Consider the following 16,967-nt stretch of genomic DNA (forward strand, 5'->3'; position numbering starts at 1 on the left):
GGAGGTTTTTATGGAATTTTCTCATATTCCTGTCCTTCTTGAGCAGGCCGTAGATGCCCTTGCAATTAAGGAAAACGGCATTTATGTTGACGGTACAGCAGGCGGAGGAGGTCACAGCAGTGAAATCCTCAAGCATCTTACAACAGGCAAGCTTATTTCGATTGATCAGGATCCCGATGCAATACTCACGCTGACAGAGCGCTTTAAGAAAAACGAAAACTCAATAATTATCAAGGGTAATTTTGCCGATATGGTCGGTCTTCTTCATTCAAGAGGAGTAGGAAGAGTTGACGGTGTTCTGCTTGATATCGGCGTTTCCTCGCACCAGCTTGACACTCCCGAAAGAGGCTTTTCGTTCCATGAGGACGCGCCTCTCGATATGAGAATGAGCCAAAGCGGAACAACTGCCGCCGAGCTTGTCAACACACTTCCCGCCGGCGAATTAAGACGGATTCTCAGCGTTTACGGTGAAGAAAAGTTTGCCGGTTCAATTGTAAACGGAATCGTTAAGGCGAGAGCCGAAAAGCCGATTGAAACTACCCTTGAACTTGCGGAAATCATAAAAGAAAATGTTCCCCAGCGTGTCCGCCGTGACGGACATCCTGCGAGAAAAAGCTTTCAGGCTCTGAGAATAGCGGTAAACGATGAACTCGGAGTTCTTGAAAGAGGTCTTGACGGTGCATTTGAGCTTTTGGGAAGCGGCGGCAGGCTTGCTGTAATTACTTTCCACTCCCTTGAGGACAGAATCGTAAAACAGAAAATGGCATTATGGTGTCAGGGCTGTACCTGTCCGAAAGACTTTCCTGTTTGTGTTTGCGGAAACAAGCCAAAGGCAAAGCTTGTTGTAAAAAAACCAATTTGTGCAAATGAAACAGAATTGTCGGATAACCCGAGAGCAAGAAGTGCAAAGTTGAGAATATGCGAAAAAATTTAAAAAAATTCTCTGTGACTATGGACAAAATTGCCTGTTTGTAGTAAAATATAACAAAGTTGTAAATGTTATTACAGACACAATGGATTGTGATTGAATATGTCATAATAACAAAATGTACGGCTTTTTGATAAATGTCCGATAAAATCGGGCTGATTGTGTGTTGTGTGTTTAAATGAAATTGTTAAAGGTTTGAAACTTTTTTGCTTTATGGAAAAATAAAGCAAGAATGTGTGTTTTATGGAATTGATATAGAAAGGCACCGGGTGCATTCAATGGCTTATGAAAACAGAAATGCAGCTTATGACTTGAGTCTTTTTGATGACAGCACCGACTATGTTTCGGGTACTGCCGTTCCTGAAAGAAAAGAAGAGGTACATAAGAAGCAGGAAAGAAAAAGAAGAAAAAACAATGTTGTAAGTCTTCCGAAGGAGGAACTCCAGAAGAACAGACGCCGCAAGCATAACAAATTTAAGCTTGCTTTGGGAACAGCAGGCGGTGCGGTTGCCGCGGTTGTTATCGGCATCATAATTGTCGGTCAGGTAAGACTTACCGAACTTAATCAAGAAGTTATTACAGCGAAAGAAACTCTTGCAAATGCACAGAGCGTTTATACACAAACACAGATGAAGCTTGAATCAAAGCTTTCAACATCGGATATTGAAAAATATGCCGAGGATACACTCGGTATGACCAAGGCTACGAACACACAAAAGGAATTTGTTACTCTCTCGGGCGGAGACAAAGCAGAGGTTTCTGCAACTCAGGAAAGTGACAATATCTTTGCACAGTTCTGGAATTCAGTACAGAATCTTTGGTCATAACATTCATGGTAATTTAATAGATATGTTATGAAAGAATGGAGAGTTAAGACTGCGTCTTGACTCTTTTTTCGGTATATATGCGGATTGAAACGGAGCGTAACGGACACTATTTTGCGGTGAAAGGAGCTTTACATTGCAATCACCAGGATCAAAAAACAACTTGAAAAAGCGTGCCAAAAAAGGACCTGCACAAAGGCTCAGACAGCGTACGGCAATATTGATTTTGCTTATACTTGTACTCGGTTTCGGTGCGGCTGTTTTAAGACTTACATACCTCACTACGGTTCAGAGCAGTGAGCTTCAGGAGGCGGCTGTTGATCTTCAGCTTGCCGACACAACTGTTTCTGCAAAACGGGGAACAATATATGACGCAAACGGCAATGTTCTTGCCGAGAGCGCGTCTGTTTGGCAGGTGGTAATGTCACCTATCAACTTTAAAAATGACGAGCAGCGTCAGGCTGCCGCAAAGGGCCTTTCGGAAATTTTTGACCTTGAATATAACGATGTTCTCGAGGACACAAAACAGCAGAGTCATTATGTTGTTGTCAAGAGAAGAATTGAATCCGACGAGCGGGAAAAGGTTCTTGAGCTTGTTGACACTTTGAAAAAGAATTACAAGTGTGCCGGTGTTATTCAGCTGCTTGACGACTATAAGAGATATTACCCGAAAAACAGCCTTGCATCCTCCGTAATTGGTTTTACGGGCAGTGATGATCAGGGACTTGAGGGTGTTGAGTATGAATATGACAGCTATCTGTCAGGGATACCCGGCCGTATCATTACCGCTCAAAATGCAAGAGGTATAGATATGCCGTTTCAGTATGAGCAGAATGTTGAATCTGAGGACGGCAACAATGTTTACCTTACAATTGATGAAACGATTCAGTCTATTTGCGAGAAGTATATGCAAAAGGGCGTTGAAGACAACAATGTTCTTAATAAGGGCGTTTGCATTGCAATGGATGTAAACACAGGCGCAATTCTTGCAATGGTAACAACAGACGGCTACGATCTTAACAATCCTTATGAGCTTTCGGCAAAGGATAAGAAGAAAATCAAATCAACTCCAAAAAAGAAACAGGCAGAGGCAGAGAGTGCGGCTCTCAGCGCTATGTGGAGAAACAAAGCTGTTGCCGACACATATATGCCCGGTTCTGTATTTAAGATGTGCGTTGCGTCAGCGGCTCTTGAGGAAAACCTTGTAAATGATAAAACATCTTTTACCTGTACAGGTTCAATTGAAGTTGAAGGAGAAACACTCCACTGCTCAAATATGGAAGGTCACGGAACACAGTCTTTTGTTGAAGCAATTTCAAACTCATGTAACCCTGCATTTGTCCAGATTGGTCAGATGCTCGGTGCAAGCAAGTTCCGTCAGTATTATCAGGGCTTCGGCTTCAGCGACAAAACAGGCATTGACCTCCCGGGTGAAGCTGAGGACAGCTTTTGGAAAGAAGGCAAAATGGGCGGCGTTGACCTTGCGGTTGCTTCATTCGGTCAGAACTTCTCAATCACTCCTATTCAAATGATCACAGCCTGTGCGGCTGTTTCAAACGGCGGTTATGTTGTTCAGCCTCATGTGGTTTCAAAAATCACAGATTCAAAGGGCAATGTAATCAAGACTGTTGATAAAAAAATCAAAAGACAGGTTATTTCAGACGATACATCCAAGAAGATGAATGAATACCTTGAATATAACACAGAAAGACAGGGTGCTGCCGCAGGTTATATTTCAGGCTATAAGGTAGCCGGTAAAACAGGTACATCTGAAAAAAAAGGTGTAACAAAGGTTGAAAGCTCATTTTCTGAGGACTATATCTCATCATTCTGCGGTTTTGCTCCGGCAGACGACCCGCAGATTGCAATGCTTGTATTCTTTGATACTCCCGACGGCGACGCCTACTACGGTTCACAGGTTTCGTCACCTGTATTTATCAATATTATGAGCGAGGTTCTTCCTTATCTTGATGTTAAGACCTCTTACACAGACGAGGAACTCGGATATGTTGACGCATCTGCCGGCGATTATACAGGCGTCAGCGTTGACGAAGCTAAAACAGCTGTTGAGGCTGACGGCTTTACGGCAACCGTAAAGGGTAACGGTTCAACTGTAATTTCACAGATTCCGACCGTATCGTCAGGACTTCAGAAGGGCGGCAGTATTGTCCTCTACACAGACAGCGACAGTCAGTCGGAAACAGTAAGTGTTCCGAGTCTTATCGGTCTTTCTCCCGATGAGGTGAACAATGTTGCAAGTGCCTGCGGACTGAATGTCAGCTTTTCGGGCGCAACAACATCCTCGGGAACAAGCTCGTCGCAGGATATTGAGGCGGGAACCTCGGTTAGTCCCGGAACGGTAATTACGGTATCTTTTGCGGATTCCTCTTCAACACTAAACGAATAACAAAAACACTTATTTGTCTGAAAGGAAAGATAACTATGATTTACGGAATATGGACATTTTGTGCGGCTTTAATTGCATTTATAATTTCAACTGTAACAGGTAAGTTTTTAATTCCATACCTTCGCAAGCTCCACTTTGGTCAAACAATTCTTGAAGAAGGACCTAAGTGGCACAAGGGCAAGCAGGGAACTCCCACGATGGGTGGCATAATGTTTATTGTTGCGATTGTTATTGTTACAATTGCAAGTACGGTTGTCTATGCCGTCACGGGAAATGAATTTGTAACTTCATTTTATGCAGATATACCAAAGGAATGCGTGCTTATTTTCTGCGGTCTTGGTCTTGCCGTTGCAAACGGTGTTATCGGTTTTATTGATGACTATATCAAGGTTGTAAAAAAGCGTAATCTCGGCCTTACAGCGTCACAAAAGCTGATTCTCCAGTTCCTTGTTGCCGCAGCTTTTCTTGCAGTTCTGGCAATTGCAGGCTTTGGCACAACGACAACTATTCCTTTTGCAGGCAAGGTTGACCTCGGTTTTTTCTACTATATAATAGCTGCGGTTGCAATTGTCGGAATTGTAAACTCGGTAAACCTCACAGACGGTATTGACGGTCTTGACGGGTCGGTAACATTTTTTGCCTGTGTGGCATTCATGCTTGTTGCCTGCACAAAAAGCTATCTTGGCATTACTGCAATGAGTGCTGCAGCTGCAGGTGCCTGCCTTGGCTTCCTTGTGTGGAACTTCCACCCTGCAAAGGTATTTATGGGCGATACAGGTTCGCTCTTCCTCGGCGGTCTTGTATGCGGTCTTGCATTTGCGGTTGATATGCCGATTCTTCTGCTTCCTGTCGGAATTATCTATATTGCGGAAGAACTTTCGGTTATTCTGCAGGTAAGCTATTTTAAGATTACACACGGCAAGCGTCTTTTCAAGATGAGTCCGATTCATCACCACTTTGAAATGTGCGGTTGGAGCGAGGTTAAGATTGTTGCTGTGTTCAGTACGGTAACTGCAATTTTCGGTGCAATTGCCTTTGCGCTTGCTTACTTTGGCGGATAACTTATATATTCCGTATAAATTTACAATAAATTTTAAGGGAGGAACGGTCTTTGGCTCCACAAAAAAGAATGATGCTTAAAGCTGATGTAAACAGAATATATGACGAAGAGGTTTACTCGGAGCAGAAGATCAGGGAAGAAAAGTTTTTTGTCCGTCCTTCTCGTCGGAGAAAGATGAAAAAAGGAAAGTTGTTTTCCGTTGGCATGGGACTTGACCTTCCGTTCTGTATAATCATCCTTGTGCTTCTTACAATCGGAATGATTATGATGTTTTCTGCAAGCTATGCCTATGCTTATTACAATCAGGGCGACAGCTACTATTACCTTGTAAGACAGCTCATTTTTGCCGTTATCGGCGTAGGCATAATGTTTGTTCTTTCGTTCTTCAACTATAACAAGCTCCACAAGGTTGCACCGGTTGTTCTTGCAATTTCATATTTGTGCCTGCTTGTGGTTCTTGTACTGCCCGGCTCCGAGGGTGTTAAAAGATGGATTCCTCTCGGCATTTTTAACATTCAGCCTTCCGAAATTGCAAAGTTTGCAATCATCCTTTTCTTTTCACATTGGTGCAGTAAATACTATAACAAAATGCAGTTTGCCCGTTACAGCGTTTTGCCGGGTATAATTGTTTTCGGTTCAACAGCACTTTTGCTTTTTCTTGAACCGCACTATTCGGGCATCGTAATTATCGGCATCCTCTCCGTTGTAATGCTTTATATCGGCGGAATGCAGACAAAGTACCTCGGAATAGGTCTTGGACTTATTGTCGGAGTAGTGCTTATACTTGCCGTCACAAACAGCCTGTCCTATGCTATGAGCCGTCTTGACGGTTGGGGTCAGGCACTTGAATATACAACGAACGAAATGTGGTGGACTACATATCAAACCCGAAATTCGCTCTATGCAATCGGTTCGGGCGGACTTTGGGGGCTTGGTCTGGGTCAGTCAAGAATGAAGTATCTCTACATTCCCGAACCTCAGAACGACTTTATCTTTGCCGTTGTTGTTGAGGAGCTCGGTCTTGTGGGCGCACTTATGATTCTTCTTATTTTTGCGCTTCTCGTATGGAGAGGAATAACGCTTTCACTGCGTGCAAAGGATAAATTCGGCAAGCTTCTCGGCATCGGTCTTACTTCACAAATCGGTATTCAGGTTGTGCTGAACATCCTCGTTATCACCGACTGGCTGCCAAACACAGGTATCAGCCTTCCGTTTTTCAGCTACGGCGGCAGCTCGCTTATTATGCTGCTTGCCCAGATGGGACTTGTGCTTTCAATTTCCAGAACGGCAAACATTGAAAGACAGTAATTTAAAAATCAGCAGTTTTTTAGTTTTCTTCTGCATATTTTTTTGCAGAATTTTCAAAAGAAAGGTAAGAAAATTATGAAAGTATTGCTTGCAGGCGGCGGCACGGCAGGTCACATAAACCCTGCCCTTGCAATAGCCGGATATATAAAGAATAAAAGAAGTGACGCCGAATTTTTGTTCATCGGCAACCGAGGCGGAATGGAGCAAAGACTTGTTCCGCAGGCCGGCTTTGACATTAAGTCAATTACAATCAGCGGCTTTAAGAGAAGCTTTTCTCCGAAAAGTATGCTTGAAAATGTTAAGACGGTTTCAAGAACCTTCACTTCTTCAAGAGAGGCAAAGAAAATAATTGCCGAGTTTAAGCCCGATATCTGTATCGGAACAGGCGGATATGTTTCGGGTCCCGTTATAAGAACAGCCGCAAAGATGGGTATTCCGTGCATTATTCACGAGCAGAACGCCTATCCGGGCATCACAAATAAAATGCTTGCAAAAAGCGTTAAAAAGGTAATGCTTGCCGTTCCCGACGCAAAGAAATATTTTGATAAAAATGTTGATTTTGTCATTACCGGAAACCCTGTAAGACAGGAAATCCTAACGGCAAAAAAGGAAGAGTCAAGAAAAGAACTCGGGCTTGACAACCGTCCCGTTGTGCTTTCGTTCGGCGGAAGCCTCGGAGCAAGAAAAATAAATGAAGCTGTTGCGGACCTTGTTGCAAGAAGCGGTATTGACGGCAGATATCAGCACATTCACGCATACGGCAGTTACGGCGACTGGTTTCCGCAGCTTGTTGAGGAAAAGGGTACCGACATTGCCGATTGTCCGAATCTTGATATAAGACCTTATATTGATAATATGCCGACTTGTATGGCGGCGGCTGACCTTGTAATCAGCCGTGCAGGTGCAATTACCCTCAGTGAAATTCAGGCTATGGGCAAACCTGCAATCCTTATTCCGTCACCAAATGTTGCCGAAAATCATCAGTATCACAATGCAATGGCACTTGTGAATGCAGGTGCGGCTGACATTATTGAAGAAAAAGACCTTACAGGCGCAGCTCTTATGCGAAAGGCCGACAAGATGCTTCTTAACCCCGAAAAACTTGAAAAGTACAGTGAAAATTCACGAAAAATGGCAATAACCGACGCCAACGAAAGAATTTATTCGGTAGTAAAAAAGGTTCTCGGACTTGTGTGACAGTAACATTTGTAACGCTTTCTCATAGAATATAAAGGTATTCTTTTTTGAGAGGGTGTTATTGTGTCAAAACTGCTTGTTACAGGAGGCAAAAAGCTTGACGGAGAGGTTGAGGTTCAGGGTGCCAAAAACAGTGCTTTGCCGATTATTGCAGCCTCAATACTTACAAAGGGCGAAAATGTAATTTACAATTGTCCCTCGCTTTCCGATGTTGACGCGTCTGTCAACATTCTGAGGTATCTCGGCTGTGCCGTCACACGATACGGTAAGACGCTTCTCATCAGCTGTGACGGTATCAATAGATTTGATGTTCCCGATGAATTGATGCGAAAAACAAGAAGTTCAATTGTTTTGCTCGGAGCAGTTCTTGCAAGAACAGGAAGGGCAAGGCTTTCGTTTCCCGGTGGGTGTGAAATCGGCTCAAGACCGATTGATTTGCATCTTAATTCACTTAGGGAGATGGGTGCTGATATTCGTGAAAAGCACGGTTATCTTGAGTGCTTTGCGCCAAAAGGACTTTACGGAACAAAGATAACGCTTTCGTTTCCGAGCGTGGGAGCAACCGAGGATATTATGATTGCCGCCTGTCTTGCAAAAGGCACAACAACAATCATCAATGCCGCCCGTGAGCCTGAAATCTGCGATCTTGCAGACTATCTCAATTCCTGCGGCGCCGATATTTCGGGGGCAGGCGAGGGCATTGTCGTTATTGAAGGTGTAGGTTCTCTTAGCGGTTCGGTTCACACGGTTATTCCCGACAGAATTGTTGCCGCAACGCTTATGTCCTGTGCTGCTGTAACAGGTTCAAAAATCGTACTTAACGGAATAATCTCTTCCCACCTTGCGGCGATTATTCCGACATTCAAAAGTGCAGGGTGCAGGATAAGAATTTCGGACGGCAATCTTGAAATAACCGCCCCCGAAAGACTTAAATCAATGAAGACAATCAGAACAATGCCATTTCCCGGTTTTCCTACGGATGCACAGGCGCCAATGCTTGCGGCATCGTGTGTTGCAGACGGGACAACGGTGTTTGTTGAAAATATATTTGAAAACAGATACAGACACGTCCCCGAGTTGGTCAGAATGGGTGCCAATGTCAAAACAGAAGGCAAGGTTGCCGTGGTTGAAGGAGTGAATATGCTTTACGGAGCATCGGTTGAAGCTCCCGACCTGCGCGGAGGAGCAGCTCTTGTGATTGCAGGACTTTGTGCCGACGGCAAGACTGAAATCGGCGGCGCAGAGTATATTGAAAGAGGCTACGAGTGCATAGAGCTTGTGCTTTCGACACTTGGGGCAGATATAAAGAAAATATAGAGTAATCAGGTAATAAAATTGAAGCTGTCGCAGGGCGGAGATCCGCCCTCGGCAGATGATACAGAAGGGAGGATTTGCTTTGAACGATAACAGGAAGAGAAGACCGCTCACCGCAAAAGAGAGGAAAAGTCTTGACAAGCAGCGAAAAAATGCCGCAAAGCAGGCAGAAAAATATCACAAAGAAAAAGCAAAGCAGGATAAGAAAGCTAAAAAATCTCCCAATACAAAAAAAGGACAGCAGAAAAAGGCTTCTAAAAGTAAAATTCAGGAGGCTTTTATTAAGCAGAAAGAAGAACAGGCCGCACAAAGACCTGCCGAGAATATGAGCCGTGAAGAAAAATTCAGAAGAAAAGGCAAGGCTAAAATAAAGGAGCTTAAGCCAAAGGATTATGAAGACGGCTATTATGTAGATGAATTTGGAGAAAAGCAGAAACAGGAAAAGCGTGCAAGGCAAATTCGCGCACAGGAGCGTGAGGTTATCCGCAGAAGGAAAAAATCCCTTACAAGCACACAGATTAAACGCAGAAGAATTGCACTGTACAGTTCAATTTTTGCGGCGGTTGTTGCAATAGGCGTTATTCTAAGCCTTACAGTCCTGTTTAAAACAGAAAAAATTGAGGTTGTAGGGGACAAGTACTACAGCAAGGAACAGATTATCGCATTCAGCGGTGTTGATTATCAGGAGAATATTTTTATAGGCGCAATGTACAACACCTCTGAAAAGGTTGTTGAAAACCTTTCGTACATAGAGAGCGTAAGTGTAAGCTTTAATATTCCGGACACAATAACAATAACTGTTGTTGACGCAACACCTTCTTATGTTATTCCAAACGGAAAAAGCTTTTTGCTTATAAGCTCAAAGGGCAGAATACTTGAAGAAATTACCGATAACACGGACAAGCTGCCGCTGCTTACCTGCGGAAAGGTAAAAACTACCGAGGTTGGCAAGTATGTGGCGTTCAATGATGCCAATGTTCCCGATATTCTCAGCGATGTTTCACAATGCCTTATTGACAATAAAATAAAAAATATCACTGCCTTTGATGTTTCGGATACGGCAAATATCAAGCTTGTTTATGACGGAAAAATCACAATCAATATCGGACTTCCCGATGATATTGACTACAAAATCAGAACAGCAATGACAATCATCAACGAAAAGCTTGACCCGAACAACACGGGACTTGTTGCAGGAACGCTTGATGTTTCGGCTTGCAGTACATCAAAAATTTCTCACTACAAACCTGCCGCAACTCAGCCCACAGCCGCAACACAGGCAACAACTCAGGCGGCTACACAGGCAGCGGATTCGTCGGGTGACGGTACCGGCAGCAATTATACATGGGATGACGGCACTTATTCTGACGGAAATACGGGTTATTATGATGACGGCCAAGGTGACGGCAACGGCTACAGTGCCGATGGCGGTTATTCAGGTGACGGCGGATATGACTACGGCAACGCAGACGGCGGTTATTCAGGCGACGGCGCAGATGCCTACGGCAATGCATACGGCGGCAATACGGGCGAGTAATTTTTCAGCAGAATTTTCCGTATAAATTTGCAGAAAAACGGCTGAAAAGCATTGCTATTTTGAAAAAAGTATGATAGTATAAGATAGTATAATTGTGTACTATGAAGAATAATGAGTTCTGACTGAAAGTTGACAATATATAAGGAGGACGAAAAAATGGCTTTTGAACTGGAATTGGAAAACGAGTATATGCCTAAAATTAAAGTGATCGGTGTCGGCGGAGGCGGCGGCAACGCTGTTAACCGCATGGTAGCAACCGAGGTTAAGAATGTAGAATTTATCGCAATCAATACAGATGAACATGTTTTAAGACTCTCAAAGGCTTCACAGAAAATACAAATCGGTGAAAAGCTTACAAGAGGTAAGGGCGCAGGCTCTATGCCGCAGATTGGTCAGGAGGCAGCTGAGGAGAGCAGAGATGAAATTGCCGCTCTTCTCAAGGATACGGATATGGTATTTGTTACAGCCGGTATGGGCGGCGGTACAGGTACAGGAGCTGCTCCCGTAGTTGCCAAAATTGCAAAGGATATGGGTATTCTTACAGTCGGCGTTGTTACAAAGCCGTTTGCTTTTGAAGGCAAGAGAAGAATGACTCAGGCTGAGCAGGGTATTGCAGAGCTTTCTGCCTGTGTTGACTCGCTTATCATCGTTCCTAACGAAAGACTCAAGTATGTTTCAGATACAAGCATCACTCTCCAAAACGCATTTGCTATTGCCGATGATGTTCTCAGACAGGGTGTTCAGAGTATTTCTGATCTTATCCTTCTCCCGGGTCTTGTAAACCTCGACTTTGCCGATGTTACTTCCGTAATGAAGGACGCAGGCTACGCTCATATGGGTATGGGCAGTGCAACAGGCAAGGACAAGGCAACTGTTGCCGCAGATATGGCTATTTCAAGTCCGCTTCTTGAAACTTCGATTGATGGTGCAAAGGGTCTTATCATTAACATCACAGCTTCCGCTGATGTAAGTCTTGATGATATTGACGCCGCTTCAACAATGATTAAGGACAAGGTTTCAGATGATGCAAACATTATCTGGGGTGCTGTTATTGACGATAAGATGGAGGACGCTATCAGCGTAACGGTTATTGCAACAGGCTTTAACGCAGACGGTCAGATTGCTAAGAAGAATCTTACAGAGGCAGTTTCATCAGCGTCAGCTCCTGTTGCGGCAAAGGAAGAGCCAAAGCCTGCAACCAAGGACAAGACCGATGATGACGATGACACCTTCTATGATATTATGTCAATTTTCAACAAGTAATAAATTCTGATGTAATTGAGGCACTCCTTGAGGGGTGCCTTTTCGTTTGACAACGGCAATTCCGTTATGGTATAATTTGAACGGAATAAGGGGGAATTGTGAGCTTTTGTGCTTTTACAATTTCTCTTTTTTTGAGCGAAATCCAAAAGCAAAGAAGGCGGAAAAATGAAAAAACTACTTGCACTTTTGATTGCCTTGATGACTGTTCTTTTGTGCAGCTGTTCATCAGGCGGTGAAACAATCCGATTAGGTGCGGCAGGTACCGGCGGAATTTATAACGAAGCGGCAAATTCGATAAAGTCGATTGCCGATGCTGACGGTACTCTGAAAATTGAAACAAAGACAACAGCCGGTTCTGCGGCAAATGTTCGTTTGCTTTCGCAGAATTATCTTGACGCCGCAATTGTTCAGTCCGACATTGCTCACGACGCACTTAACGGCGAAAATAATTTTGAAAAATCCGGCAGCCTTGAGGGTTACAGCGCTGTTGCAGGTATGTTTACAGAGGCTTGTCATATCGTTGTAAGAAAAGATTCTGATATTAACAGTGTTGATGATTTGCTCGGCAAAACCGTGAGCATAGGTGAAGAAGAATCGGGTTCGGAGCTTAACGCAAAGCAGATTCTTTCGGCATACGGGCTTAACTCAAAAATGGTTAAGGAAAAAAATCTTAATTATGCCGATGCCGCAAAACAGTTAGAGAACGGCGAAATTGATGCGGCATTTTTCACACTCGGACTTAATGCAACAGTTGTTGAGGAACTTTCAAAGCAATGTGACATTAAGCTTATAGGAATTGATGACGCAGCTGTTAAAAAGCTTAAAAACACTTACAGCTATGTTGACTGTAAAATTCCGAAAAACACTTACAACGGGCAGAGTGATGAAGTCGGCACAGTTGCGGTAAAGGCTGTTATGATTGTGAACGACAGACTTTCAGACGAACAGGTGAAGAAGCTTACACAGCTTGTCTTTGACAATGCGCAGGAACTTCAGCTGACTGTTTCGGCGGATGTTGACATAACACTTGAAAAAGCCGTTGAAGGTGTTAAAATTCCTTTTCACAAGGGTGCGGCAGAATATTATTCCGAAAAAGGAATAACGGTAAAAACAGCAGGATAACTGCGAAAGGATTGGTGCTGATTGAATATAACTCTTGATATGTATCAGACAATCGCAGTTGCTGTTATTGTTCTGATGGCCGGTGCGTTTCTGAAAAAGCGTATATCGTTTTTGCAGAAATTTTGTATACCTGCACCTGTAATCGGTGGTTTGCTTTTTGCAATTCTCACGCTGATTTTCTATATGACAGGTGTTGCTGTAATTGATTTTGACGATACTCTAAAGGAAGTCTGTATGGTGTTTTTCTTTACCTCAGTCGGATTCCAGGCGAATCTCAAGGTACTGAAAAGCGGAGGCAAATCCCTTATTGTATTTTTATTTCTTGTAATTATGCTCATTGTAATGCAGAACTTCTCTGCAATCGGACTTGCAAATCTGATCGGACTTGACTCGCTTACGGGTATGACAACGGGTTCAATTCCTATGGTAGGCGGTCACGGTACGGCGGGCGCTTTTGGTCCTGTACTTGAGGATTTCGGCGTTCAGGGTGCGACAACTGTTTGTACTGCCGCCGCAACATTCGGTCTTATCGCAGGTTCACTTATGGGCGGACCTGTCGGAAACAGACTTATTAAAAAGCACAACCTTATTGCCACAATCAAAGCAGAGGATGACAGCCTTCTTGTTGAAGAAGAAGAAAAGCACGAACGACATTTTTCAATGTATGCTCCGGCAGTATTTCAGCTGATTATAGCGGTCGGACTCGGTACGGTTGTTTCAGATTTGCTTTCACTTACGGGCATGACATTCCCGATTTATATCGGTGCAATGATTGTTGCCGCAATTATGAGAAACATCGGTGAATACACGGGTAAAATCACTATTCATATGGGCGAGATTAACGACCTCGGCGGCATATGTCTCTCACTTTTCCTCGGTATTGCCATGATTACACTCAAGCTTTGGCAGCTTGCTGACCTTGCGCTTCCGCTTATTATACTTCTTGCAGGTCAGGTTGTTCTTATGTTCATTTTTTCGTATTTTGTCGTGTTCAACATTATGGGCAGAGATTACGACGCCGCTGTTCTTGCGGCAGGTACTTGCGGTTTTGGTATGGGCGCAACGCCAAATGCAATGGCAAATATGCAGGCAATCTGCGAAAAATACGCACCGTCCGTTAAGGCTTATCTAATTGTTCCGATTGTCGGCAGTTTGTTTGCCGACTTCCTGAACAGTCTGACGATAACATTCTTTATAAATTGCATTTAGAATCGGAGGCAGGTATTATGAAGGACAGGAAATTTACATTTGATTCCGAAAACCTTGCTTTTCCCGAGATTCACACGGGCAAAGTTAAGCAGAATGATGTTGCCGAGGATAACACAGACAGCACGGTTGTTTATGATACTGTCGCTGTTCCCGAGGTGCATCTCAAAAAGCATAAGCATAAAAAACAGAAGAAAGACAATGAATAAAACAACAGCCGTACATTTCAAAAGTGTACGGCTGAAATTTTTGTATTTAATTTTGAAATAAAACTTTACCTTCCGTAATGGGTGTGTATGCGGTAAGTTCGGCCATGTCAAGGTCGGTTTTGTGCATATCAACCGCACAAATTTGGTGATTGTTGTAGGTAGTGTAGTAGTAGATTCCCTTGTCGGCATTGCAACAGGAGGTGTAAAGTGTGATTTCATACTTTCCCTCTGCAACCTCGCAACAACCTCTCTGCTGGTCAACAGAACCGAGAATGTGGAAAAACTGGCTCACGCTTTCGCTTTCGCTGTCACCCGAAACGGAGTTCAGCTTTGTGAACGCAACCTTTGCAAAACGGGATGCGGATGAAAGGTCGCCCGGCAGTCCGATTGCACCCATTCCACGGCTGTATGTGGTAAGCTCGGCACTTTTGCCGAAGTTGTTTTCGGGTTGCTTTGGTGAGAGTGACATATAGTTGTTGAGCATGAACATCTGAATGTCAAACGGCGGATTGTTTGTCAGCACACCGACAGGGTTGTCATAGACCTTGAGTCCGTCAATTGTCGATTCAACTGTAAGCGATTCGTCTTTGTCGGAAATAATCCAATGCAATTGAGCACAGGGGAGCTTGTCGCTGAACTGCGTATTTGTTATGTTAAGGTTTTCAAGCTTTTTTCTTGCCTGCAAAACGCTGTCGCAATGTGAAAGTATATACGGGATGAACTCAAATTGTGCAATATTTTCCTTGCCGTTTTTCGGTTCAAAATATACGGCATTTCTAACAAAATTTAGCCCTGCCATACACAAGCCTTTTTCATTCATTGCATCGTAATATAGCGGATAACCGTCCGCAATGTGCGCCATGCCAATCATCGCAAAGTGGCTGTTGCATTCGTTTGTATGGCGGAACTTAAACGGAAAATTTCGTGGAGTAATTGTAATTTCGTCACCGTATGAAAATTCATAATCAAGCGTTCTGCCAAAGTAAAAGTCTTTTGTTTTATATGTTGCCGCTGTACACATATCATCAGCCTCCGATTCTTTTAATAATAAATATTCTTCCGCTTGGTATAGAGTATCATACTGCTTAAACAAAATGATTGCAAGGTTATTTTTGGAAAATTACAAAAATTGTCGAAATCACTTGAAAAATTAACTTGCTCGGTATATACTATATATGTCAATATGAATGGGAATGAGGTTCTCCCACGGCTTTTGTCGAAACCGCTTTTGCTGATGACTTCTGTTTTTTGAACAGGGGCATTGGCTTTTTTTATGCGATGTTCTTTGTGCGGAAATTTTGAGGAGGAAATTTATGAAGAACAAATTTGTTGATTTTAAGGTGCTTGCAACATCTCTTTGCTGTTCCGTTGCAATGGGACTCATATCGTTTGCGTTTCTGAAATGTCTTGAATATGCGGCAGATTTCAGAAGCTTCTTTCCGCTGTGCTATATGTTTTTGCCCGTGGCAGGCATTGTGACCGCCTTTGTATACAAGCGTGTCGGCGGAAAGTCTTCAATGGGCAACAACATTATTATTGAGAGTGCAAACGACGGTGAAAAAGTGCCAAAGCGACTTGCTTCGCTGACATTTATATTTACCTGCATAACCCACCTTTTCGGCGGTTCTGTCGGCAGAGAGGGAACTGCCGTTCAGATTGGTGGTTCGCTGACAAGCAATGTTGCCGATTATCTCGGCTTTAAAAATAATGACCGAAGTACAATTGTTCTCAGCGGAATCAGCTCTGCATTCGGTTCGGTTTTCGGCACACCGTTTGCAGGCGCATTTTTCGGAATGGAAGTCTGCTGTGTCGGAAGATTGTCGGCAGGTGCGGTAATTCCGTGCTTTGCGTGTTCATATCTTGCAAATTTTGTTACACAGCTTCTCGGCTTTAAACATGAAAGATATGCAATCTCGTCAATCCCAGATTTTGACGCAAGATTTCTTTTTGTGTTTTTAATTGCGGCAGTTTGCCTCGGCTTAATCGGCAAGCTGTTTGCACTCGGAATAAAGTATGTAAAACTTGCATACTCAAAAATTTTCAAGAACTACCTTCTTGCCGCAGCAGTAGGTGCGGCAATCGTCAGCCTTTTAATTTTTGCTTTGGGTCTTAACGATTTTGAGGGTTTAAGCACATGGATGCAGGACACCGCCTTTAAGGGCGATGCAAAATGGTACGATATGCCGGCAAAATATCTTTTGACCGTACTCACCCTCGGTGCAGGATTTCAGGGAGGAGAGGTTACTCCTATGTTTGATATGGGTGCGTCATTCGGCAGTTGGTTCGGAGGCAGCTGCGGATTTGATCCCACATTCTTTGCGGCAATCGGATTTGTATGTGTTTTTGCCGCAGCAATCAACACACCTATTACAGCAATCGTTCTCGGTATCGAAGTTTTCGGTGCGTCTGCCGCTCCGTATTTTGTGCTTGCAGTCCTCATCAGCTTTATAGTGTCAGGCAACACAACAATTTATCCCTCTCAAAAATTCCTTACAGACAAAAAACTTTTCAGTTTCAAAAAGAAGTGATACAATAGATACGGTACGATACATTATGTAAAAAGCTATGAAATCATTTTTATGCCAAAGGCAA

At 43.5% G+C, this 16,967-nt stretch carries 14 protein-coding genes and 1 riboswitch; of the genes, 13 read left to right on the forward strand and 1 reads right to left on the reverse strand.

The genetic code is table 11. The annotated features are described in order from the left end of the window. Window positions 1-10 precede the first annotated feature (10 nt). From rsmH to RBATCC27255_RS04070, 12 genes are all read left to right on the forward strand, one after another. Window positions 11-934 carry a 16S rRNA (cytosine(1402)-N(4))-methyltransferase RsmH gene (gene rsmH / locus RBATCC27255_RS04015; protein WP_101028851.1) on the forward strand — a complete coding sequence of 308 codons (924 nt, stop codon included), beginning with the start codon at window positions 11-13 and terminating at the stop codon, window positions 932-934. Window positions 935-1,206: 272 nt separating this feature from the next. After that, entirely contained in the window at window positions 1,207-1,755 is a 549-nt protein-coding gene (locus RBATCC27255_RS04020; protein WP_101028852.1) for a hypothetical protein, read from the forward strand. Window positions 1,756-1,888: 133 nt separating this feature from the next. Then, entirely contained in the window at window positions 1,889-4,159 is a 2,271-nt protein-coding gene (locus RBATCC27255_RS04025) for a penicillin-binding transpeptidase domain-containing protein (RefSeq protein ID WP_101028853.1), read from the forward strand. 35 nt (window positions 4,160-4,194) lie between these two features. Next, window positions 4,195-5,220: a phospho-N-acetylmuramoyl-pentapeptide-transferase gene (gene mraY / locus RBATCC27255_RS04030; RefSeq protein ID WP_101028854.1), complete on the forward strand. Its 1,026-nt coding sequence runs from the start codon at window positions 4,195-4,197 to the stop codon at window positions 5,218-5,220. 50 nt (window positions 5,221-5,270) lie between these two features. After that, window positions 5,271-6,527: an FtsW/RodA/SpoVE family cell cycle protein gene (locus RBATCC27255_RS04035; protein ID WP_242958571.1), complete on the forward strand. Its 1,257-nt coding sequence runs from the start codon at window positions 5,271-5,273 to the stop codon at window positions 6,525-6,527. Between the two features lie 75 nt (window positions 6,528-6,602). Further along, the gene (gene murG, locus RBATCC27255_RS04040) at window positions 6,603-7,724 is read left to right on the forward strand and encodes an undecaprenyldiphospho-muramoylpentapeptide beta-N-acetylglucosaminyltransferase (protein WP_101028855.1); all 1,122 of its coding nucleotides are present in this window, start codon (window positions 6,603-6,605) and stop codon (window positions 7,722-7,724) included. Window positions 7,725-7,787: 63 nt separating this feature from the next. Beyond that, window positions 7,788-9,041, forward strand: a complete 1,254-nt coding sequence (gene murA, locus RBATCC27255_RS04045; protein ID WP_101028856.1) for a UDP-N-acetylglucosamine 1-carboxyvinyltransferase — start codon at window positions 7,788-7,790, stop codon at window positions 9,039-9,041. A gap of 79 nt (window positions 9,042-9,120) precedes the next feature. Further along, window positions 9,121-10,575 (forward strand): cell division protein FtsQ/DivIB, encoded by a 1,455-nt coding sequence (locus RBATCC27255_RS04050; protein ID WP_169923246.1) that lies wholly within the window; start codon window positions 9,121-9,123, stop codon window positions 10,573-10,575. Window positions 10,576-10,731: 156 nt separating this feature from the next. Beyond that, window positions 10,732-11,838 carry a cell division protein FtsZ gene (gene ftsZ / locus RBATCC27255_RS04055; protein ID WP_101028858.1) on the forward strand — a complete coding sequence of 369 codons (1,107 nt, stop codon included), beginning with the start codon at window positions 10,732-10,734 and terminating at the stop codon, window positions 11,836-11,838. A gap of 165 nt (window positions 11,839-12,003) precedes the next feature. Next, window positions 12,004-12,960 (forward strand): TAXI family TRAP transporter solute-binding subunit, encoded by a 957-nt coding sequence (locus tag RBATCC27255_RS04060; RefSeq protein WP_101028859.1) that lies wholly within the window; start codon window positions 12,004-12,006, stop codon window positions 12,958-12,960. A 21-nt stretch (window positions 12,961-12,981) separates the two neighbouring features. After that, window positions 12,982-14,169 carry a sodium/glutamate symporter gene (gene gltS, locus RBATCC27255_RS04065; RefSeq protein ID WP_101028860.1) on the forward strand — a complete coding sequence of 396 codons (1,188 nt, stop codon included), beginning with the start codon at window positions 12,982-12,984 and terminating at the stop codon, window positions 14,167-14,169. Between the two features lie 17 nt (window positions 14,170-14,186). After that, complete coding sequence (locus RBATCC27255_RS04070; RefSeq protein WP_101028861.1) at window positions 14,187-14,375, forward strand: hypothetical protein; 189 nt, start codon at window positions 14,187-14,189, stop codon at window positions 14,373-14,375. 46 nt (window positions 14,376-14,421) lie between these two features. Here the strand turns inward: RBATCC27255_RS04070 and bsh are convergent, their stop codons facing one another. Further along, a complete protein-coding gene (gene bsh, locus RBATCC27255_RS04075; RefSeq protein ID WP_101028862.1) occupies window positions 14,422-15,396 on the reverse strand; it encodes a choloylglycine hydrolase in 975 nt (324 codons plus the stop codon). Between the two features lie 159 nt (window positions 15,397-15,555). Beyond that, a riboswitch (Fluoride riboswitch) is annotated at window positions 15,556-15,626 on the forward strand. Between the two features lie 62 nt (window positions 15,627-15,688). Between bsh and RBATCC27255_RS04080 the strand changes: the two genes are divergently transcribed. Then, a complete protein-coding gene (locus RBATCC27255_RS04080) occupies window positions 15,689-16,903 on the forward strand; it encodes a chloride channel protein (protein ID WP_101028863.1) in 1,215 nt (404 codons plus the stop codon). The last annotated feature ends 64 nt before the right edge of the window (window positions 16,904-16,967 follow it).

The sequence above is a fragment of the Ruminococcus bromii genome (assembly GCF_002834225.1).
In the GTDB taxonomy this organism is placed as follows: Bacteria; Bacillota; Clostridia; order Oscillospirales; family Acutalibacteraceae; genus Ruminococcoides; species Ruminococcoides bromii.